Below are 21208 nucleotides of genomic sequence, written 5' to 3' on the forward strand. Positions count from 1 at the left end.
ATGTTTCTTGACCTATAATTCCAACCTTTTTGTAGGGACATGGACAGCCGAATGCGTGCCACTTACCGCGATGCTTTGCGTGCAGCGCTGCTCTATCTCGTGCTTGCCGCTGTCTGGCTGCAAGGTACTGATCATTTATTAAACAATTTCTTCGATAACTCCGTCGATCTTGCCCGATGGCAACTGATCAACGGTTACGTGTTTGCGGCGCTCAGCGCCGGGCTGATCTTTCTGGCGCGGGCGCGCTTGTGCGAGTTTCTCGGAATCGGTGCGCGGTTGCGCGAGCGCCACGCTGATCGCGAACGCCTGCGTCAAGCGGCGGCCGTGTTCGATTGCACCCGCGAAGGGGTATTGGTCACCAATCACCAAGGGCTGATCGTGCACGTCAATCGGGCGTTTATCGAGATCACCGGTTATCGGCGTGAAGAAGTCCTCGGGCAGCAGCCGAGCCTGTTCAAGTCCGGCCATCATCCGCCCGGCTTCTACCAAGCGATGTTCGCCACCCTGGAGTCGCAGGGCGAGTGGAGCGGCGAGATCTGGAACCGGCGTAAAAGCGGCGAGATTTATCCACAGTGGCAAACCATCCGGGTCATTCACGATGATCAGGGCCGGCTCAGCCATTACGTTGCGGTGTTTTCCGATATCAGCGCCATCAAGGATTCCGAGCATGAACTCAAACACCTGGCGCACCACGATCCGCTGACCGATCTGCCCAATCGCCTGCTGTTCAGCGACCGCGCCGAGCAGGCGCTGGCTTCGGCGCAGATCCACAAGCGCGGCTGCGCGTTACTGATGCTCGATCTCGATCATTTCAAAATGATCAACGACAGCCTTGGCCATAACGTCGGCGATCGCTTGCTCAAGGCAGTCGCGGCGCGCCTGCAAGAACTGTTTGGCCCCGGTATTACCCTGGCGCGCCTGGGCGGCGACGAGTTCGCGGTGTTGGCAGAGAGTTGTCCACAGCCGGTGCAGGCAGCGGCGCTGGCGCAACGGATTCTCGATGCGCTGAAGGAGCCGTTCAGCATTGATGGCAATCAGTTGTTCATCAACGCCAGCCTCGGCATCAGCCTGTTCCCCAGCGACGCGCTAAGCGCCGAGCAACTGTTGCGCAATGCCGATGCGGCGCTGTTCAAGGCCAAGAGCAGCGGCCGCAACGGTTATGCCTTGTATACCGAAGAACTCACCGCCCACGCCCAGCAACGTGTGGAGATCGCATTCGAGTTGCGCCGGGCGCTGGAGCAACAGGAACTACGAGTTTATTACCAACCGGTGCATGACTTGAAAACCAGTCGCTTGATTGGCGTTGAAGCGTTGGTGCGCTGGCAGCATCCGCAACGCGGTCTGGTCTCGCCTGCGGAGTTCATCCCGATTGCCGAACGCACCGGTTTGATCGCTGACATCGACGCCTGGGTCATGCAGCAGGCGTGTCGGCAAATGTGCCAATGGCAGCAGGCCGGAGTGGTGTTGTCGTTTGTCGCAGTGAATGTCTCGTCGCGCCTGTTTGCCCGGCGCGAGTTGTACCAGCAGGTGGCGCAGGTGCTGCACGACACCGGACTGGATCCGGCATATCTGGAGCTGGAAGTCACTGAAAGTGCAGTGATGGATGATCCGGAAGTCGCGCTGGAGCAGATGCACCGTTTGCGCGAATTGGGTATTCGCCTGGCCATTGATGATTTCGGCACGGGTTACTCGTCACTGCTGCGGCTCAAGCGCTTGCCGGTGCAGAAGCTGAAGATCGATCAGGGTTTCGTTACCGGGTTGCCGTGGGATGAGGATGACGTGGCGATTGTCCGGGTGATCATCGCGCTGGCCCGAAGCATGGGCATGCAGGTGCATGCCGAGGGCATCGAGCAGGTTGAGCAGGCGGCGTTTCTGCTTGAGCAGGAATGTGATCTGGGGCAGGGCTACTGGTTTGGGCGACCGGCTCCGGCGCAGGAGATTGATTGGGCGAGAACTCCGATGGCTAGCTAAGACAGGGGCAAACTTGTTCCTGCGCTCAGCAAAGGGGCGCTCTGCGTCGGCCCAAAATCGCGGCGCAGAGCGCCGCCGGCTGCATTCCTTTGCTGCGCGTGGGAACGATCAGTTTTTCAGTTATATAAACATTCTTAAATAGTCTTTTTAAGAATATCTGCGCCTCTCTTATATTGCTCCCACGCCGAACGCAGTGCCGCCCACTGCCAGGCAAATCCCATTCAAAGGAGCAGCACCATGAGCGCATCCCTTCGCAGCGTTGACGGTCAGGACGAAACCACCATCTTGCGTGAAATCCAGAGCGCTCTGCGCGATCTGCGTTTCGGCGCGGTGGAGATCACTGTGCACAACGCCCAGGTCGTGCAGATCGAACGCAAAGAGAAATTCCGTTTGCAGCAACCGGGCAAACAACCGGGCTAAAAGATCGCAGCCTGCGGCAGCTCCTACAGGGGGCTGTGCGTAGGAGCTGTCGAAGGCTGCGATCTTTGAACCGACAACACGATTCCCGAAATACATAAGAAAAAGCCACCACCCAGAATTCCAGGAGCTTTCACCATGTCGTCGATTCGCCGTTACGCTTTGGCCGCCCTGGCCAGTGCTGTGTTTGCCGGTTCCGCCGTTGCCAAGGATTACGAACTGCTCAACGTGTCGTATGACCCGACGCGCGAGCTGTATCAGGACTACAACGCTGAATTCATCAAGTTCTGGCAGAAAGATCACGCCGGCGACACCGTGAAAATCCAGCAATCCCACGGCGGTTCGGGCAAACAGGGCCGCGCGGTGATCGACGGTCTGCGGGCTGACGTCGTGACTCTGGCGCTGGCTGGCGACATCGACGAAATCGCCAAACTCGGCAAGACCCTGCCCGCCGACTGGCAGAAGCGGCTGCCGGAAGCGAGCACGCCGTATACCTCGACCATCGTCTTCCTGGTGCGCAAAGGCAACCCGAAAGGCATCAAGGACTGGGGCGATCTGGTCAAGAACGATGTTTCGGTGATCACCCCGAACCCGAAAACCTCCGGCGGTGCGCGCTGGAACTTCCTCGCCGCATGGGCCTACGGCCTGAAAGCCAACGGCGGTGACGAAGCCAAAGCCAAAGAATATGTGCAGACCCTGTTCAAGCACGTGCCGATTCTCGACACCGGTGCACGCGGTTCGACCATTACCTTCGTCAACAACGGTCAGGGTGACGTGTTGCTGGCGTGGGAAAACGAAGCGTTCCTGGCACTGAAAGAAGATGGCGGCGCCGATAAGTTCGACATCGTCGTGCCTTCGTTGTCGATCCTCGCCGAGCCACCCGTGGCCGTGGTCGACAAGAATGCCGAGAAGAAGGGCAACGAGCAGATCGCCGAAGCTTATCTGAAGCACCTGTACAGCCCGGCCGGCCAGGAAATTGCCGCGAAGAACTTCTACCGTCCGCGTGATAAGGACGTGGCTGCGAAGTACGCTCAGCAGTTCCCGAAACTGGAACTGGTGACCATCGACAAGGACTTCGGCGGCTGGAAAACCGCGCAGCCGAAATTCTTCAACGACGGTGGCGTGTTCGACCAGATTTATCAGGCGCAGTAATCTGACTTCAGCCACACATCAAGCCTGAAGCCAGGCGCAGAAAATGTGGGAGCGAGCTTGCTCGCGAAAGCGCAGTGTCAGACGACGTGGAGTTGGCTGATACTCCTTCTTCGCGAGCAAGCTCGCTCCCACATGGGTGCGTTCAGCGGATCGCTTTTTAACCAAGGACTTTTATGTCGCGTCGTATCTCCCCCGTCATACCCGGCTTCGGGCTGACGCTGGGCTACACCTTGGTGTACCTCAGTCTGATTGTGCTTATCCCGCTGGCGGCGATGTTCGTCCACGCCGCGCAACTCACCTGGGATCAGTTCTGGACGATCATCTCCGCACCGCGCGTGCTGGCCGCCCTGAAGCTGAGCTTCGGCACCGCGCTGTGTGCCGCGATCATCAACGGCATCATTGGCACGCTGCTCGCTTGGGTGCTGGTGCGCTACACCTTCCCGGGGCGCAAGGTGATCGACGCGATGATCGATCTGCCGTTCGCCCTGCCGACAGCGGTGGCCGGTATCGCGCTGACCGCGCTGTATGCGCCGGCCGGTCTGGTCGGGCAATTCGCCGCTGACCTCGGTTTCAAGATTGCCTACACCCCACTCGGTATCACCCTGGCGCTGACCTTCGTCACCCTGCCGTTCGTGGTGCGCACGGTGCAGCCGGTGCTGGCCGACATTCCCCGTGAAGTCGAGGAAGCCGCCGCGTGCCTCGGTGCTAAACCCTTGCAGGTGTTCCGCCACATCCTCGTTCCCGCATTGTTGCCCGCTTGGCTGACCGGTTTTGCCCTGGCCTTCGCCCGTGGCGTCGGTGAGTACGGTTCGGTGATTTTCATCGCCGGCAACATGCCGATGAAAACCGAGATCCTGCCGCTGCTGATCATGGTCAAACTCGACCAATACGATTACACCGGCGCTACCGCCATCGGCGTGCTGATGCTGGTGGTTTCCTTCGTCCTGTTGCTGCTGATCAACTTGCTGCAGCGGCGCATCGAAACCCCATAAGGAGGCGCGAACATGTCCCAATCGTCTATTGCGGCCGCCTCTTCGGCCAACGCTGCACGCCGTGGCAGTGCCACTTCGCGCAGAATCCTGATCGGCCTTGGCTGGCTGGTCTTTTTCCTGTTTCTGTTGCTGCCGTTATTCATCGTGGTATCGCAGGGTTTGAAGAATGGCCTCGGCGCATTTTTCACCGCGATCTTTGAGCCGGATGCGCTTTCGGCGCTGAAACTCACCGTATTCGCCGTGCTGATTTCGGTACCGCTGAACCTGGTGTTCGGGGTCAGCGCCGCGTGGTGCGTGAGTAAATACTCGTTCCGCGGCAAGAGCATGCTGGTGACCCTGATCGACCTGCCGTTCTCGGTGTCGCCGGTGATCGCTGGTCTGGTCTACGTGCTGATGTTCGGCGCGCAGGGTCTGTTCGGGCCGTGGCTGCAGGATCACGACATCCAGATTGTCTTCGCCCTGCCGGGCATCGTACTGGCGACGATTTTCGTCACCGTGCCGTTCGTCGCTCGTGAGCTGATTCCACTGATGCAGGAACAAGGCACGCAGGAAGAGGAGGCCGCGCGTCTGCTAGGTGCCAATGGCTGGCAGATGTTCTGGCATGTCACTGTGCCGAACATCAAGTGGGGCCTGATCTATGGCGTGGTGCTATGTACCGCGCGGGCCATGGGTGAATTCGGTGCGGTGTCGGTGGTCTCCGGGCACATTCGCGGGGTGACCAACACCTTGCCGCTGCACGTCGAGATCCTCTACAACGAATACAACCACGTGGCCGCGTTCGCCGTGGCGAGCCTGTTGCTGATCCTGGCGCTCTTCATCCTGCTGCTCAAGCAGTGGAGCGAAAACCGTATCAACCGCCTGCGCGCCAGCGCCGCGGAGGAATAATTCATGTCGATCGAAGTGCGTAACGTCAGCAAGAATTTCAATGCGTTCAAGGCGCTGGACAACATCAGCCTGGACATCCACAGCGGTGAACTGGTCGCATTGCTCGGCCCGTCGGGCTGCGGCAAAACCACGTTGCTGCGGATTATCGCCGGCTTGGAAACCCCGGATAACGGCAACATTGTCTTCCACGGCGAAGACGTCTCCGGCCACGACGTGCGTGATCGCAACGTCGGTTTCGTGTTCCAGCACTACGCCTTGTTCCGCCACATGACCGTGTTCGATAACGTCGCGTTCGGTTTGCGCATGAAACCGAAAAACCAGCGTCCGAACGAAAGCCAGATCGCGGTCAAGGTGCATGAGCTGCTGAACATGGTGCAGCTGGACTGGCTGTCGGATCGTTATCCGGAGCAGTTGTCCGGCGGTCAGCGTCAGCGTATTGCTTTGGCCCGCGCACTGGCGGTGGAGCCGAAAGTGCTGCTGCTGGATGAGCCGTTCGGCGCCCTCGATGCCAAGGTGCGTAAGGAGCTGCGTCGCTGGCTCGCCCGCCTGCACGAAGACATCAACCTGACCTCGGTATTCGTGACCCACGACCAGGAAGAAGCGATGGAAGTCGCTGACCGCATCGTGGTGATGAACAAGGGTGTGATCGAGCAGATCGGCTCACCGGGCGACGTCTACGAAAACCCGGCCAGCGATTTCGTTTATCACTTCCTCGGCGATTCGAACCGCTTGCTGTTGAGCGACGACAACCACGTGCTGTTCCGCCCGCATGAGGTGTCGCTGTCCAAACATGAGCTGGAAGATCACCACGCTGCTGAGGTGCGTGACATTCGGCCGTTGGGCGCGACCACGCGGGTGACGCTTAAGGTCGAAGGGCAGACGGATCTGATCGAGGCCGAAGTGGTGAAAGACCACGACAGCCTGATCGGCTTGGCCAAGGGTGAAACTCTGTTCTTCAAGCCGAAGGTCTGGCAGAAAGTCGCTAGCCTCTAACTGATCGTTCCCACGCTCTGCGTGGGAATGCATCCCGTGACGCTCCGCGTCACAGTGGACGCGGAGCGTCCATGGCGGCGTTCCCACGCAGAGCGTGGGAACGAGCAGGGTTGAAGTCTAGATTGCCGCACGATTCGGATTAACTCGTACCACCCCCGCCCGCGCCTCGATCTGCTCTTTCAATTCATGCCGCATGCCGAGCATGAACGCCACCTCGGCCACGACAAACAACGGCCCGACAATCAGCCCCGAGACATCATCGACAAACGCCGGTTTGCGCCCTTCATAGTGATGCCCGACAAACTGGATCACCCAGCCGACCACAAACATCGCCAGACCACTGCTCAGCCAGACCATGGTGCTCTGCTGCGCCAGCACATGCCCGGCCCAGACTGACAGCCCCATCAGCAGCGTCATCAGCACCCCGAACTTCACCTCCAGACGCAGATAAAACCACGCCGAGGCCAGCGCCACGACAACGGCTGGAGATATCCACAAGCCGCCCAGCGACCATTCTGGCCGCGACAACAAAACCGCCACCGCCACCACGATCAGCGGAATGCCGATAAAGTGGCTGGCGATATTACGCGGATCACGGTGGTAGGCGGCGTATTGACTCAGATGGTCGACGAGGCTTTTCATTGTTGTTCCTCCGGTAGGGTTGATCGCATCATCCCTCGGGATCAGGGTTCGCTCTGTCAGGCAGGCGACAATCCAGGAGTGTTTATGCAAATACGTTCACGGCTGATGAGCGGCCAGTGGTTCAGTCATCTGCCGGCGTCCTTTCAGGATAGTCTGTTGGCTACGGCCCGGGAGCGGCGGCTGACGGCAGGGCAGCGGCTGTTCCAGCGCGGTGATCCACCGTGCGGTTTATACGCGGTGCTCGACGGCGCCGTGCGTATAGGCGCGGTGAGCGAGCAGGGCAAAGAGGCGTTGTTGAGTCTGGTCGAGGCGCCGCACTGGTTCGGCGAAATCTGCCTGTTCGATGGCCAGCCGCGCACCCATGACGCCTATGCAGTCGGGCCGTGCACCTTGCTCAATATCCCTCAGGCGACGTTGCTCAAACTGCTCGACGAACACCCGGTGTACTGGCGGCATCTGGCGCTGCTGATGAGCCATAAACTGCGCCTGACCTTTATCAATCTCGAACAACTGAGCCTGCTGCCAGCCCCGGCACGCTTGGCCCATCGTTTGCTGATGATTGCCGAAGGCTACGGCGAGCTCGATGCACCACGCCGCGTTCTGCAACTGCCGCAGGAGCAGTTGGCATCGATGCTGTCGCTGTCGCGGCAGACCACCAACCAGATCCTCAAGGATTTGCAGGGGCAGGGGATTATCGGACTCGGGTATGGAGAGATCGAAATCCTTGATGCCATGCGATTGCGCGCTCTCGCCACGATCTAGGATCTAACACCGAACCATGTAGGAGTGAGCCTGCTCGCGATAGCGGTCTGTCAGTCACAGATTGATCAACTGACAGATTGCTATCGCGAGCAGGCTCACTCCTACAGGGGCATTTGTGTAGGGCTCAGGAACCGCGATAGGTCGAGAAACCGTACGGGCTGAGCAGCAGCGGGATGTGGTAATGCTGATCGGTCTGCTTCACTTCGAAGATCACCGGAATCTCCGGGAAGAAGGTGTCGTGCTTGATCTTCTTGTAGTACTCGCCGGTCTTGAACACCACGCGGTATTCACCCGCTTCAAAAGGCTGTCTGGCCGGGAACAGTTCGGCAATTCGCCCCTGTTCATTGGTCGTGCCTTGAGCCAAGGGCTGCCAGTTCTGGCCGACGTGTTTTTCCAGTGTCACGTCGATGCCCGGCGAAGGCAGGCCGTTTTCCAGATTGAGCACGTGCACGCTCAGGGGATTGCCGGCAGCCAGAGCCAGACTGGAAAAAGCGCTCAGGCCGAGCGCGGCGAAGGTCATGCGCAAAGTGCTCATGGATGCATCTCCTTATTGGGAACGGGTAGTGGCCAGACCGGTTTTCCCGGCAGCCTTGATCGCACAGTTTTCGTCTTGCTCGCCGCCGCCGGAACCGGCTACACCCATCGCGCCGACCAACTCATTAGCAGCGAACAAAGGGATGCCGCCGCCGAGCAACAGCAACTCGTCGAGGGTGTTGAGGTTGGCGGTTTCCGGGTTGCTGCGAGCGCGTTCGGCGAACAACCGGGTCGCGGTCTTGGTCGACAGCGCGGTGTAAGCCTTGCGCTGGCTGGCAACAGTGTTGTGCGGGCCTACGCCATCGCCGCGCAGGGTCACTAGAAGATTGCCGCCCCGATCGAGCACCGACACCGTGCCGGTGCAGTTGGCCATTGCCGTGTCGGCGAGCAGCCGTGCAGTTTTCAGGTCGAGATCAGCGTGACGCGGCAGCTCAGGACTGGCGACAGCGACGCCACTGAGGCCGATCATCAGGCTTGCAACGAAGTATTTGAAAGTCATGAACAGGCTCCAAAAGCGAAGGTGGTCACCTTAATCGCCGGTCTTCGTCAGAACCTCGTCAGTCTGATTACAAGTTTGTAATGGGCAACGCCTTCGAAGGCGCCTAGCCTGTGTGCCTGATCAATCGAGGTGTGCCATGCGTTTGCTGGTCGTAGAAGATGAAGCCAAAACCGCGAATTTCCTCGCCAAAGGCCTGGGCGAGTCGGGTTTTGCCGTAGACGTGGCGCTCAATGGCCTCGATGGGCGCTATTTTATCGAGCAGCAGGAGTACGACCTGATCATCCTCGACGTGATGCTGCCGGGCCTCAACGGTTGGCAATTGTTGCAACTGATCCGCCAGCGCGGCGCCACGCCGGTGCTGTTCCTGACCGCCAAGGACGCCATTGAAGATCGCGTGCGCGGCCTCGAGCTGGGCGCCGATGATTACCTGCTCAAGCCCTTCGCCTTCGCCGAACTGCTCGCGCGGGTGCGCACGTTGTTGCGGCGCGGGCCGATGCGCGAAGCCGAGTCGTACACCATCGCCGATCTGGAAATCGACGTCCTGCGCCGCCGCGTCAGCCGTGGTGGCCAGCGCATTGCCCTGACCAACAAGGAATTCGCCCTGCTGCAATTGCTCGCCAGTCGCCAGGGCGAAGTGCTGTCGCGCACGCTGATTGCCTCGCAGGTGTGGAACCTGAATTTTGATAGCGACACCAACATGGTCGAAGTGGCGGTGCGGCGTTTGCGCGCGAAAGTCGATGACCCGTACATGCCGAAACTGATCCACACCGTGCGCGGCGTCGGCTATCAACTGGAAGCTCCGGACGATGCGCTCTAGGTCGATCGCCTGGCGCCTGGCGCTGGCGTTCGCATTGGTTTGCGCCTTGGTGTTGAGTGCTATCGGTGTGTTTCTCTACCGTTCGCTGGCCTCGGAAATCGCCTACCGCGACGACCTCGCGTTGCTCGGTCGACTGGAGCAAGTGCGCGCGTTGCTCGCTGACAGCGACAGCCTCGATGCCTTGCAGGCGCGGCCACGGCTGTATCAGAACATGCTCGGTAATCTCGACAGCCTGTTGCTGGTGCGCCGCGCCGATGGCTCCAGTGTGATCGCTATCAACCCACGGCAACGCGAGTTGCCCGCGCTGAACGCGATCCCCCGCGAGCAAACGCCGCAGCGCCGTGATGTGTTGACGTGGCAAGCGCCGGACGGTGCCGAACTCGCGCTGTTGTCCGGCGAAGCGCAGGGGCCGAACGGCGAACCGCTGACCGTGATCGCCGGCAAAGTGCTTAGCGAGCGCGAACAGATGCTCGGCAGCTATCGCTTTCGCCTGTACTTATCTGTTGGACTGGGTGCTTTGCTGGCCTTTGCCTTGGGCTTGCTGTTGCTGCGCCGGGGTCTGCAACCGTTGCGGCAGTTGAGCGAAGCGGTACGCGGTATCGATCTGCGTAGCCTCGATCAACGCTTGCCCGCCACCGGCACGCCCGCCGAACTGCTTGAGCCGGTGCAGGCGCTCAACGGCATGCTGGCGCGGCTGGACGACAGCGTGCAGCGCCTCTCGCAGTTTTCCGCCGACCTCGCCCACGAGATACGTACGCCGCTGCACACCTTGTTGGCGAGCAACGGTCAGGCGCTGAATCATCCGCGCAGCACCGAGGAGTATCAGGAAGTCCTCGCCTCGAACATGGAAGAGTTCGAACGGCTCAAGCGCATGGCGGAAAACCTGATGTTCCTTGCCCGCGCCGAGCAGGCCGAGCGCGCGCTCAATCTGCAAACCCTGGATTTGCACAGCGTTGGCAGTGAACTGTGTGATTACTTTGAAGCCTTGGCCGATGACCGCGACCTGCGGCTGGACAATCAACTGCATGGCGAACTGCGTGCCGATCAGCAGTTGCTGCAACGGGCGCTGGGCAACTTGCTGGCCAATGCCGTGCGTCATGCTGACTCCGAAACCGTGATCAGCCTGCGCCGCCGTGACGAGTCGGGCTGGTGCTGGTTACAAGTGCACAACCATGGCCCGGCCATTGCCACGGAGCATCTGGGCAAACTGTTCGACCGCTTCTACCGCGTCGATCCTTCGCGCGCGGAGCCGGGGGATTCGGGTGGGCTGGGGTTGGCGATCGTGCAGTCGATCATGCAGTTGCATGGTGGGCAGGTGCGGGTGAACAGTGATGTTGGCGGCACCATTTTTGAGCTGGGCTTTGCGTTGAATTAAAAGGCGCTATCGCGAGCAGGCTCACTCCTACAATTGGAATGCGTTCCCCCTGTAGGAGTGAGCCTGCTCGCGATGGCGCCAGATCAGACAAACTGATTCTGGATCAGCGCAACCCATCACGAAACTGCCCCGGCGTCAGCCCCGTCCAGCGTTTGAACGCGCGGCTGAAACTGCTGGTGTCGGCAAAACCCAGCAAATAACTCACCTCACTCAACGAGCACTGCGGATCGCGCAGGTGCAGCAGCGCCAGATTCTCACGGCTCTCATTGAGCAATGTGTCGAAGCGACAACCCTCATCCGCCAAGTGCCTTTGCAGGCTGCGCAAACTCAGGTGCAAGGCCTGGGCAATGCGCTCTGCACTTGGTTCACCTTCCGGTAATTGTTCTTCAATCGCATCGCGCACCTTACGCTCCCAAGTCAGCGGCTGGAGTTGGGCCATGGTGCGTTTGAGCACCGCTTCATTGTGTTCGGCGAGTTCCGGATTGGCGTCGTCGAGGTGGCTGTCGAAGTCGGCGAGGGCGAACTCCAGGCGATCCTCGAGGCAGCCGAAATGCACCGGAGCGCGAAAGACTTTGTGCCATTGGTGCGCATCGCTCGGTTCCGGGCGGCGCAGGTACACAGCCAACGGTGCGTAATCACGGCCAAGGCGATTACGGCAGGTGCGCACGTAGATCGCGGTGAAGGCGTCGATGGCTTCGAAGGCTGGCGCGGGATTGCCTGACGGAATTTTCAGACGAAATTGATAGCGGTCGTCGCCACGACTCAGCTCCAGTTCCAGCGCATCGCTGACCACCGGGTGATAGCGCACGATGCGTTCGAACACTTCACGCAGGCTACCGCTGGCCACCAGTGCATAACCGAGCGCGTGGAACGTAGTTGGACTGACGAAGCGTGACACGCGCAAGCCAATCGCCGGGTCGCCGCTGACCTGCACGGCAATTTCCCACAGGCGCGTGGTGCCGGACAGTGGATAGCGCGCGTTGGGATCATCCATCAAGCTCGGATCGAGCCCGGCCTGTTGACACAGGGCAATGCTGTCCAGCCCCAACGCATCGAGTTGCTTGCGCAAGGCACGGGTCCAGCTGGCGAGGGAGGTCGGTTCCTTCATGCTGATTGGCGCTTCCGGTCAACAGGTTGGCGTTCTCGGCTACCGCAATTGAAGCCTTGGCGAGGCACGATGCGAACATCATAAACCCGAGGATGGAAGCATGGACGGTACTTCTGCAAGTCCCCAGCGACACAATGCGGCCCAGCGATCAGCGCATATTCGTGAAGTGGTGCTGGCCAAAGGTGTCGAACTGCGCGAGCGCTACCCGATTCTCCAGCATCAGGATGCGCTGGGCGCGGGGATTCTGGCCGTTGCCCTGATCGGGATGATCGGCTCGGCGACGCTGTACATCACCGGCCATATGGCGTGGTGGGTTTGTCTGTTGCTCAACGCGTTTTTTGCTTCGTTGACCCATGAGCTGGAACACGACCTGATCCACAGCATGTATTTCCGCAAGCAACGCGTGCCGCACAATTTGATGATGGGGTTGGTGTGGCTGGCGCGACCGAGCACTATCAATCCGTGGATTCGCCGGCATCTGCACCTCAATCACCACAAGGTCTCCGGCACTGAAACCGACATGGAAGAACGCGCGATCACCAACGGCGAGCCGTGGGGCTTTGCGCGGTTGTTGATGGTTGGCGACAACGTGATGTCGGCGTTCATCCGCATGCTGCGAGCCAAAACCTGGGCGCACAAGTTCAGCATCATCAAGCGCACGCTGAAGGTCTACGCGCCGCTGGCGCTGGTGCATTGGGGCGCGTGGTATGTGTTTCTCGGTTTTCATGCGGCCAATGGCATTGCGTATCTGCTGGGCGCGCCGATTGAATGGTCAGCGACGACGTTATCGGTGATGCAGGTAATCGATATCGCCGCCGTGGTGATCATCGGCCCGAACGTGTTGCGCACGTTTTGCCTGCACTTCATCAGTTCGAACATGCATTACTACGGGGACGTCGAACCGGGCAATGTGCTGCAGCAGTGTCAGGTGCTCAACCCTTGGTGGCTGCGGCCATTGCAGGCGTTCTGCTTCAACTTTGGCAGCAGTCACGGGATCCATCATTTTGTCGTGAAGGAGCCGTTTTACATTCGCCAGATGACCGTGCCGGTGGCGCATAAGGTGATGCGGGAGATGGGGGTGCGGTTTAATGATTTCGGGACGTTTGGGCGGGCGAACCGGTTTGTTCGTCGGGATGAAATCGCGGTGTCTGGGGAGGCGGTGGAGGTCTGACGGGCTGCCCTCACCCTAGCCCTCTCCCGGAGGGAGAGGGGACCGATCGGGGGATATTGAAGAGTTACGCCGACGTGAAAGTGCTTCGTTGAATCCATAATCGACTCGTTTTCACAGGTCGATATTTAACAGAAGACACTTCGATTAGCTCCCTCTCCCTCTGGGAGAGGGCTGGGGTGAGGGTGTTCTTGATCTTCCCCTCAATCCGGCTGAAACGGCGACTCACTCAAAATCACCCCAGTCTCCTCGACATACTGCTGCCAATGCCCGATCAACGCGCTGAGCTTCTCCGGCCGGCTCAACGCCAGATCATGAATCTCCCCCGGATCACTGCTCAAATCATACAGCTGCCAGGTCGCCGGCCCGACCGGCCCGGGGATCCACACCGCTTTCCACGACCCCTGGCGAATCGCCCGACGCCCGAACAATTCCCACCCCGTCACCGTGTGCTCGTCATGCACCTGCGCAGTCTCACCCGACAAGAACCCCAGCCACGATTTGCCACGTAACGGTGCGACCGGTTTTCCGTGCCACAACTTGCCCGGATGCCGCACACCCGCCAGATCGAGAATCGTCGGTGTGACGTCCATCACCGTGCCGAAACCATGGCTGATCTGCCCTTTGATCGCCAATTGCGGATAGTACAACAGCGCCGGCACCCGGATCCCGCCTTCAGTGGTAAACGCCTTGAACAACCGTGATGGTGCGGTCGCCACCTGTGCCCAGTTCGGCCCGTACCAGACATAGGAGTTAGCCCGGCCAATGTTGTCGAGGCTGTTGTCGTAATGCTGGCTGAGGTACGTCACCAGTTCCGGGCCGAATTTCGGAAATGCTTCAAGCAGCGCGCCTTCGGCACCGTTGTCGGACATGAACAGGATGAACGTGTTGTCGAGCTGCCCCTGCTGGCGCAGATAATCGACAACCCGACCGATGTTCCAGTCCATGCGCTCGACCATCGCTGCGTAGACCTCCATGGCCCGCGCGGAAATCTGCTTTTGCTCCTCGCTCAACGCGTCCCACTGCTGGGTCAACTGAATCAGTGGATGTGGCTGGACGTCCGGCTCGATCAGGCCGAGTTCTTTGAGCTTTTCCAGACGCTCCAGACGCAGCACTTCGGGGCCAGCGTCATAGCGGCCACGGTATTTCTCGACGATCTCGGCCGGTGCCTGCAACGGCCAGTGCGGTGCGGAGAACGGCAGGTAAGCGAAGAACGGCCGGGTCTGGTCACGTTCCTTGAGGTACTGCAGCAACTTGTCGCCGAAGGCATCGGAGGAATAGAAATCCTTCGGCAATTCGTCGAGAAACGTATCGTCTTCAATGTACAGCGCCGGCGTGGATTTCAGCAGGCCGGGTGTTTGCTCATCGTAGGTTGGCTCGAAACCGTAATGGTTGGCCGCGCCCGGCAGCAGCGAAAACGAACGCTCGAAACCTCGCGCATGCGGCGCCAATTCAGCCTTCAAACCGAGGTGCCATTTGCCACTCATCAAGGTTTGATAACCGGCCTCGCGCAGCAACTCCGGCAGCGCCACCACCCGATCGTTGAGATAGCCCTCATAACCCGGTTTACCGATCAGTTCCGGCGTCAGCGTTTCGGCCATGGTGCCGATCCCTGCGATGTGGTGGTCGGTGCCGGTCAGCAGCATCGAGCGGGTCGGCGAGCAGGTCGGTGCGGTATGAAAATCGGTCAGGCGCAGGCCATTGTTGGCCAGGGCATCAAGGTGCGGCGTGGCGATTTCGCCGCCGAACGCGCCGATGTCGGAAAAGCCGAGATCGTCGGCCAGAATCACCAGAAAATTGGGACGTTGCGGCATCGCAAAACTCCTGTTCAGCAGGCAATGAACGTTAGCGGCAGATCGCGGATCTGCACCGGCACGCTCGGTTGGTAATGGTCGTCACTGGTCAGCTCGTGCAGCAGCTCTTCACGCAACTGATGGAAGTCGAAACTGCTGCGCTGGCGCGGATGGGGCAGGGCGATGTCGACCACCTGCTTGATCCGTCCCGGACGCGGCTCCATCACCACCACGCGGTCGGCGAGGAAGATCGCTTCTTCGACGTCATGGGTGACGAGGATCGTGGTGATTTTTGCGCGCTCGCGGATCGCCAGCAGCTCGTCCTGCATCTGCTGGCGGGTGAGTGCATCAAGGGCACCGAAGGGTTCATCAAGCAGCAGAATGCGTGGGCTGGCGACCAGGCCGCGAGCGATCGCCACACGCTGGGCCATGCCGCCGGACAGCTGATGCGGGTAGGCACGGGTGAAATCGCGCAGGCCGACCAGGTCAATGAAATCGTTGATTCGCTTTTGTTTCTGCGCAGCAGTCAGCGGTTCGTTGACCAAGCCCAGACCGATGTTGTCGGCAACGGTCAGCCACGGGAACAAACGGTGTTCCTGAAAGACAATGCCACGCTCGCCGCCGATGCCGCTGACGGCTTTGCCATCCACGGCAATCTGCCCGCGAAACTGCGTATCAAGGCCCACCAACAAGCGCAGCAATGTCGATTTGCCGCAGCCGCTGGAACCGACAATGGCGACGAACTCGCCCTCGGCGATGTCCAGGTTGAATTCGCGAATCGCCTCCAGTTCGAAACCGTCGACGTCGAAGGATTTGCCTACGTGATTGAAGCTGACAATCGGTGCGTTCATGCGTGTCTCCAGCGGGTCGCGCGAATTTCCAGGCGTTGGCCAATGAGGTTGAGCAGGGCGCCGGTGATGCCGACGAAAAGCATGCCGGCCATGATCAGGTCCATGCGCAGCAGTTGTTGCGCGCCGATCATCTGGCTGCCGATGCCGCCGTTCGACGGCATGAAGTATTCGGCGCCGATGGTGCCGAGCCAGGCGTAGATCAGGCTCAGTCTGAGCCCGGCGAAAATCCCCGGCGCGGCGCCCGGCAGTACCAGTCGACGCAGACGCTGGCCGAGGCTCAGGCGCAGCACTTGTGCGGCTTCGTTGAGTTGCGGTGAGAGATTGGCGACGCTGCGTTGCGTGGCGATAAACAGCGGGAAGAAAGCGGCAAGGGCGACGAACACCCACTTGGCCAATTCGCCGAGACCGAACCAGGCAGTGAGCAGCGGCACCCAGGCGAAAATGGCGATCTGGCGGATGGCCGCGAGGGTCGGGCCGAGCAGGCGTTCGCTGATGTTCGACAGGCCCAGCAGCAGGCCCAAGGCAAATCCGAGTCCGCCGCCGAGCAACAGGCCACCGAGTGTGCGACCAAGACTGAGGGCCATGCCGCTGATCAACGTGCCGTCGAGCACGCCAGCCCATGCCGTGCTCAAAACGGCCAACGGGCTGACCAGAATATTGGCGTCGACCCACTGCTGGTCACTCGCCAATTGCCACAGCGCCAACAAGCCCAGCGGTAGCAGCCACGGTTGCAGCCGCTGCCAGCCGTCATAACGCGGGCCGCGACGAATTTCGGCGGTGGCGGGGTGCGGCCAGTGCACCAGCTTTTTGTCCAGCAGACCGATGCCGCGATCCATCGCCACGCCGATCAAACCGATGACCACGATGCAGACGAAAACGATGTCGAGCATGAACAGTTGTCGCGCCCAGACCATCAGGTAACCGATGCCTTCGCTCGAGGCCAGTAGTTCGACGGCCAGCAACGAAGTCCATCCGGCGGCCAGCGCCAGACGCACGCCAGCCATGAACGCAGGGAGGGCGGCGGGCAATACCAAGCGCCGAATCAGCAGGCGCGGCGGCAGGCGCAGAACAGCGGCGGCTTCACGCAATTTCGGCTGGGCATCTCTTACGCCGACCAATGTGTGCAGGGTCACCGGCACCACGATCGCTTTGATCAGCACCACCAGTTTCAGCACTTCGCCGATGCCGAAAAACACCATGAACAATGGAATCCACGCCAGCGTCGGTATTTGCGACAGGCCGGCGAAGGTCGGGAAGATCAAACGTTCAAGACGCTGACTGAAGCCCAGTGCTGCGCCGAGCAATGCACCGGCCGAAACCCCGGCAAGCAGGCCCCAGAACAAACGCTGCAGGCTGATCCACAAATGGCTCCATAACTCGCCTTGAGACAGCTCGACAGCGCTGTTCCAGACCAGCGACGGCGCCGGCAAGATCTGCTCGCTCATCCATTCATTGCGTGCGGCCAGCCACCATAGGGCGAACAGGCTGAGCGGCAGCAGCCACGGCAACAGGCGCTGGTTCAGGCAGGGCCAGGTACGGCGGCTTTTCAGCGGCGGCGCGGGGAGTGGAAGACTGAGCAAGGATTGGCGGGCCATGGGTGACCTCCGTTGTCGGGTTGGCTCAAGATCAAGATCAAAAGATCGCAGCCTTCGGCAGCTCCCATGGGGGAATGCGTCCTTGAATTGACCCCTGTAGGAGCTGCCGAAGGCTGCGATCTCTTGCAGTATTAACTAAGAGCTAATGGTTATAAATAATCTTCAATAAGTTGTTTTTAGAGATAAGCAGCGCCATTTAAGGCCTCCAGCCCACACGCATCCAATGCATTCGAAGAATATTTTCGATGCTGTTAATGCATATGCCGCTACGAGCCCCGGCGCTGCTCGCTTAGCGTTAAAAGCTATAAAAATGTGCATTTATAGTATTTAAGCGTAGGTAGTCATTCGGCCTACTTTCGGCTCCTCAACGCCCGTCGTGATCAAGGAGCAGCACCCATGAACCTCCCCTTCAAACGTGTTTTCAGTCTGTTTGCCGTTCCTGCTCTGGTGGGCCTGCTGGCGTTTACCGCGCATGCCGACGAACTCAAGGAAATCAGAATCGCCGTGCCCGACCTGAGCGCGGGGACTCAACACAGCGGCGGCGGTGTGGTCGACGTGCTGCGCGATCAGCAGATCTTCGAAAAGGCCTTTGCCGATCAGGGCATCAAGATTCAGTGGAGTTTCTTCAAAGGTGCGGGACCGGTGATCAATGAAGCGTTTGCCAACGGTCAGGTTGATCTGGCGTATCTCGGCGATCTGGCGGCAATCATCGGCAAGTCCAATGGTCTGGATACGCGTTTGCTCAGCGCCAGTGCGCGTGGGGTGAAGCAGTATTTGGGGGTGGTACCGGGTTCGGGGATCAAGACGTTGCAGGATCTCAAGGGCAAGCGCGTGGCGATCTTCCGTGGCACCGCGACGCAGTTGTCGTTTGATGCGGCGCTGGCCAGTCAGGGCCTGAGCGAGAAGGATCTGAAAGTGATCAATCTGGATTTCAATGCAGCGGTCGCGGCGTTGGCAGCCAAGCAGATCGATGCGTCATGGGGCAGCTCCGGGTTGAGCGCATTGCAGGCCAAGGGGCTGGCCGAGTTGCCGCTGAACACCAAAGATCTCGGTGGCGCAGGCAGCGTGCAGTCGGTATTGGTCGGCACGGGCAAGTTTGTCGACGCGCACCCGGAGGCGGTGGCCAAGTTGCTCAAGGCGCAACAACAGGCCGTGGAGTGGTTGACGCAGGACGGCAACAAGGCCGCATACGTGCAACTGGTCTCGGGTTTGGCCAGCTATCCGCCGGTGATCCTGACCCAGGATCTGCAGGATCAGAAGTTGAGCGAAGTGTTCCCGTCGACGCTGGATCCGGTGTTCCTTGGCAGCTTGCAGGACAAAGTTGATCTGGCGGCGCAGCAGAAGCTGATTCGCAAGCCGTTCAAGGTGAATGATTGGGTGGCGCCTGAGCTGGCAGCGGCCAAGCTCTAAAGTACGCCGATCGTTCCCACGCTCTGCGTGGGAACGCATCAATGGACGCTCTGCGTCCGCTTTGGGACGCGGAGCGTCCCGGGCTGCATTCCCACGCAGAGCGGGGGAACGATCTCTTCAAACAGCGACGCTGACGTCCTGCCGATCCACCGCCACCAACGTCTCGATCATCGCCCGTGCCGCCGGCGACAGGCGAAACCCGGTACGACTGACAATCCCGCAACGCGCATTCATGCTCTCCAGGTTCTGCGGCAGATTGCGCCAGTGCAGCAACACCAGCGAACCCTTGGCAATGTCCTCGACAAACGCCTCTTCGGTGCCCACGCCGATCGCATTCGATTGCAATACCACTTTGACCAGCGCCGGAAAGTGCTCGGTCTCGATGGTTGGGGAGAAATCGATGCGGCCGCTGAGGTTCGCCAATAATTTGCGAATCCCCGGCGGGATCAGCGTGGTCGCCAGCGGATAGTCGAACATGTCGTTGGTCGACAGGCTTTCCTTGGCCAGTAACGGATGCCCGGGCCGGCAGAAAAACACCCCGCGTTTGGGCGTCAGTGCCTGGGTCTGGAAGTTTGGATCGGACTCGAAATGGCGGATGTCGGCGATAAAGAATTCGATCTCTTCACGGCTCAACGCGCGGCTGAGTTTTTCCCAGTTATCCACCTGAAAACAGGTGCGCACTTTCGGGTGCGCGTTGATGAATTGCGCCACGGCGTCCGGCACCAGTTTCACTGCTGGAGCCGGGCCGCAACCGAAGTGCACTTCGCCGGCATCGAGCTTGGTCATCTGCGTCACTTCGGCACTGAGCAGCGCGGCACCCTGCACCAGGCTCAGGGCGTGTTGCAGCACCACTTGGCCTTCGGGCGTGGGGCGCAGATCCTTGTTGCCGCGATCCACCAGGACGCAGCCGAACTCCTGCTCGAGCCCCTGAATACTGCGGCTGAACGCCGGTTGAGTGATGCCCATCGCGTCGGCCGCGCGGACAAAACTGCGGTGTTCGTTGAGGGCGATGAAGTAACGCAATTGGCGAAGATCCATATGCTTTTCCGGCATCCTAAAAATAGCTCGAAGGCATTTGCGACGAGGGTTGCTAGAGGTTTTAAATGCAAGCTCTTATTCCGTCAATGAAGCATGTGAATATCTATTAGATGTAAATGGAATATAGATAGAGCGTTGTTTCGCTGCCGTCCAAAACCGTAAGCAGTCGATGAGGGTCTACCCATGAGCAATGCCGCACTCGCAGTAAAACCCGCTGTCCACGCGCTGGAAATTCATCCGGTCGCCGGTCGTATCGGCGCCGAGATCCGTGGCGTGCACCTGTCCGGTGAGCTGGACGCCGCCACCGTCGAAGCTATCCAGCAGGCTCTGGTTCAATACAAAGTCGTGTTCTTCCGTGAGCAGACCCAACTCGACGATCAGCGTCAGGAAGCCTTCGCCCATTTGCTCGGCGAGCCGGTGGCGCACCCGACCGTGCCGTCGCGTGAAGGCACGCGTTATCTGCTGGAGCTGGACGGTGCTGAAGGTCAGCGCGCCAACTCCTGGCACACCGACGTGACTTTCGTCGACGCCTACCCGAAAGCCTCGATCCTGCGCTCGGTCGTCGCGCCGGCATTCGGCGGCGACACCCTGTGGGCCAACACCGCGACGGCGTACAACGGCTTGCCGACCGAGCTGCGTGAACTGGCCGACAAACTGGTCGCCGTGCACAGCAATGAATACGACTACGCCAGCGCCAAGCCGGACGTCTCGGCGGAGAAGCTTGAGCGCTATCGCAAGGTCTTCACTTCGACGGTTTACGAGACCGAGCATCCGGTGGTGCGAGTGCATCCGATCAGCGGCGAGAAGAGCTTGCTGCTGGGGCATTTCGTCAAACGCATCAAGGGTTACTCGCAGGCGGATTCAGCGCATCTGTTCGGGCTGTTGCAGAGTCATGTGATCCGTCAGGAAAACACCGTGCGCTGGCGCTGGAAAGCCGGTGATGTGGCGATCTGGGATAACCGCTCGACGCAGCATTATGCGATTGATGATTACGGTACTCAGGATCGGGTGGTGCGTCGGGTGACGTTGAAGGGTGAAGTGCCGGTGGGCGCGAATGGGCAGCGCAGTCAAACCATCAAGGGTCGTGACTGAAGATCAACAGCCCCTCATCGGAACGCCGCCCGCCCAGCCCTCTCCCAGAGGGAGAGGGAGCCGATCGAGTTGTCTTTCGGGATACATCGACCTGAACAATCCGGTCGATGTTGG

20 protein-coding genes are annotated in these 21208 nt (G+C 60.0%); 12 read left to right on the forward strand and 8 right to left on the reverse strand.

What is annotated here, in order from left to right:
• Positions 1 to 51: 51 nt before the first annotated feature.
• The 6 genes from dibA to AC0ZWN_RS05875 all read left to right on the forward strand — a co-directional run bounded on the left by dibA (position 52) and on the right by AC0ZWN_RS05875 (position 6410).
• Positions 52 to 1971, forward strand: coding sequence for a phosphodiesterase DibA (dibA, locus tag AC0ZWN_RS05850; protein WP_476334373.1), 1920 nt, complete (start codon positions 52 to 54; stop codon positions 1969 to 1971).
• Positions 1972 to 2208: 237 nt separating this feature from the next.
• Positions 2209 to 2391: a sulfur starvation response protein OscA gene (gene oscA, locus AC0ZWN_RS05855; RefSeq protein WP_034151822.1), complete on the forward strand. Its 183-nt coding sequence runs from the start codon at positions 2209 to 2211 to the stop codon at positions 2389 to 2391.
• A 135-nt stretch (positions 2392 to 2526) separates the two neighbouring features.
• A complete protein-coding gene (locus tag AC0ZWN_RS05860; protein WP_034151823.1) occupies positions 2527 to 3540 on the forward strand; it encodes a sulfate ABC transporter substrate-binding protein in 1014 nt (337 codons plus the stop codon).
• A 173-nt stretch (positions 3541 to 3713) separates the two neighbouring features.
• On the forward strand, positions 3714 to 4532 hold the full coding sequence (gene cysT / locus AC0ZWN_RS05865) for a sulfate ABC transporter permease subunit CysT (protein WP_038367238.1): 819 nt from the start codon (positions 3714 to 3716) through the stop codon (positions 4530 to 4532).
• Between the two features lie 12 nt (positions 4533 to 4544).
• Positions 4545 to 5417, forward strand: a complete 873-nt coding sequence (gene cysW / locus AC0ZWN_RS05870) for a sulfate ABC transporter permease subunit CysW (protein ID WP_038367233.1) — start codon at positions 4545 to 4547, stop codon at positions 5415 to 5417.
• Positions 5418 to 5420: 3 nt separating this feature from the next.
• Positions 5421 to 6410 carry a sulfate/molybdate ABC transporter ATP-binding protein gene (locus AC0ZWN_RS05875; RefSeq protein ID WP_034151825.1) on the forward strand — a complete coding sequence of 330 codons (990 nt, stop codon included), beginning with the start codon at positions 5421 to 5423 and terminating at the stop codon, positions 6408 to 6410.
• A gap of 117 nt (positions 6411 to 6527) precedes the next feature.
• On the opposite strand, the gene AC0ZWN_RS05880 is transcribed toward AC0ZWN_RS05875, so the two are convergent.
• Entirely contained in the window at positions 6528 to 7052 is a 525-nt protein-coding gene (locus AC0ZWN_RS05880; protein WP_095047053.1) for an Mpo1 family 2-hydroxy fatty acid dioxygenase, read from the reverse strand.
• 84 nt (positions 7053 to 7136) lie between these two features.
• Between AC0ZWN_RS05880 and AC0ZWN_RS05885 the strand changes: the two genes are divergently transcribed.
• Entirely contained in the window at positions 7137 to 7814 is a 678-nt protein-coding gene (locus AC0ZWN_RS05885; RefSeq protein ID WP_093440412.1) for a Crp/Fnr family transcriptional regulator, read from the forward strand.
• Positions 7815 to 7938: 124 nt separating this feature from the next.
• Here AC0ZWN_RS05885 and uraH read toward each other — a convergent pair whose 3' ends face one another.
• Positions 7939 to 8349 (reverse strand): hydroxyisourate hydrolase, encoded by a 411-nt coding sequence (gene uraH, locus AC0ZWN_RS05890; RefSeq protein WP_476334375.1) that lies wholly within the window; start codon positions 8347 to 8349, stop codon positions 7939 to 7941.
• Between the two features lie 12 nt (positions 8350 to 8361).
• Entirely contained in the window at positions 8362 to 8847 is a 486-nt protein-coding gene (locus tag AC0ZWN_RS05895; protein ID WP_476334376.1) for a GlcG/HbpS family heme-binding protein, read from the reverse strand.
• Positions 8848 to 8983: 136 nt separating this feature from the next.
• Here AC0ZWN_RS05895 and AC0ZWN_RS05900 point away from each other — a divergent pair, with 136 nt between their 5' ends.
• Both AC0ZWN_RS05900 and AC0ZWN_RS05905 read left to right on the forward strand, forming a co-directional pair.
• Complete coding sequence (locus AC0ZWN_RS05900) at positions 8984 to 9664, forward strand: heavy metal response regulator transcription factor (RefSeq protein ID WP_016987597.1); 681 nt, start codon at positions 8984 to 8986, stop codon at positions 9662 to 9664.
• Positions 9654 to 11039, forward strand: coding sequence for a heavy metal sensor histidine kinase (locus tag AC0ZWN_RS05905; RefSeq protein ID WP_476334377.1), 1386 nt, complete (start codon positions 9654 to 9656; stop codon positions 11037 to 11039). Before AC0ZWN_RS05900 ends, AC0ZWN_RS05905 begins: the two co-directional genes overlap by 11 nt.
• Positions 11040 to 11142: 103 nt before the next feature.
• Here the strand turns inward: AC0ZWN_RS05905 and AC0ZWN_RS05910 are convergent, their stop codons facing one another.
• Positions 11143 to 12147 (reverse strand): AraC family transcriptional regulator, encoded by a 1005-nt coding sequence (locus AC0ZWN_RS05910; protein ID WP_095125247.1) that lies wholly within the window; start codon positions 12145 to 12147, stop codon positions 11143 to 11145.
• A 100-nt stretch (positions 12148 to 12247) separates the two neighbouring features.
• Here AC0ZWN_RS05910 and AC0ZWN_RS05915 point away from each other — a divergent pair, with 100 nt between their 5' ends.
• Positions 12248 to 13318, forward strand: coding sequence for a fatty acid desaturase (locus AC0ZWN_RS05915; protein WP_476334378.1), 1071 nt, complete (start codon positions 12248 to 12250; stop codon positions 13316 to 13318).
• 200 nt (positions 13319 to 13518) lie between these two features.
• Here the strand turns inward: AC0ZWN_RS05915 and AC0ZWN_RS05920 are convergent, their stop codons facing one another.
• From AC0ZWN_RS05920 to AC0ZWN_RS05930, 3 genes are read right to left on the reverse strand one after another with little or no spacing between them, the layout of a single operon-like run.
• The gene (locus tag AC0ZWN_RS05920) at positions 13519 to 15129 is read right to left on the reverse strand and encodes an arylsulfatase (RefSeq protein WP_476334379.1); all 1611 of its coding nucleotides are present in this window, start codon (positions 15127 to 15129) and stop codon (positions 13519 to 13521) included.
• A gap of 14 nt (positions 15130 to 15143) precedes the next feature.
• Positions 15144 to 15959: an ABC transporter ATP-binding protein gene (locus AC0ZWN_RS05925; RefSeq protein ID WP_476334381.1), complete on the reverse strand. Its 816-nt coding sequence runs from the start codon at positions 15957 to 15959 to the stop codon at positions 15144 to 15146.
• Positions 15956 to 17554, reverse strand: coding sequence for an ABC transporter permease (locus tag AC0ZWN_RS05930; protein ID WP_476334383.1), 1599 nt, complete (start codon positions 17552 to 17554; stop codon positions 15956 to 15958). The genes AC0ZWN_RS05925 and AC0ZWN_RS05930 overlap by 4 nt, the downstream gene beginning before the upstream one ends.
• Before the next feature lie 396 nt (positions 17555 to 17950).
• Between AC0ZWN_RS05930 and AC0ZWN_RS05935 the strand changes: the two genes are divergently transcribed.
• Positions 17951 to 18964 carry an ABC transporter substrate-binding protein gene (locus AC0ZWN_RS05935; RefSeq protein ID WP_093440450.1) on the forward strand — a complete coding sequence of 338 codons (1014 nt, stop codon included), beginning with the start codon at positions 17951 to 17953 and terminating at the stop codon, positions 18962 to 18964.
• Between the two features lie 117 nt (positions 18965 to 19081).
• On the opposite strand, the gene AC0ZWN_RS05940 is transcribed toward AC0ZWN_RS05935, so the two are convergent.
• Entirely contained in the window at positions 19082 to 20002 is a 921-nt protein-coding gene (locus AC0ZWN_RS05940) for a LysR family transcriptional regulator (protein WP_123449499.1), read from the reverse strand.
• Positions 20003 to 20185: 183 nt separating this feature from the next.
• Here AC0ZWN_RS05940 and AC0ZWN_RS05945 point away from each other — a divergent pair, with 183 nt between their 5' ends.
• Positions 20186 to 21094 (forward strand): TauD/TfdA dioxygenase family protein, encoded by a 909-nt coding sequence (locus AC0ZWN_RS05945; RefSeq protein WP_095113908.1) that lies wholly within the window; start codon positions 20186 to 20188, stop codon positions 21092 to 21094.
• Positions 21095 to 21208: the final 114 nt, after the last annotated feature.

The sequence above is a fragment of the Pseudomonas sp. 3B-A001-10F genome, assembly GCF_056313565.1.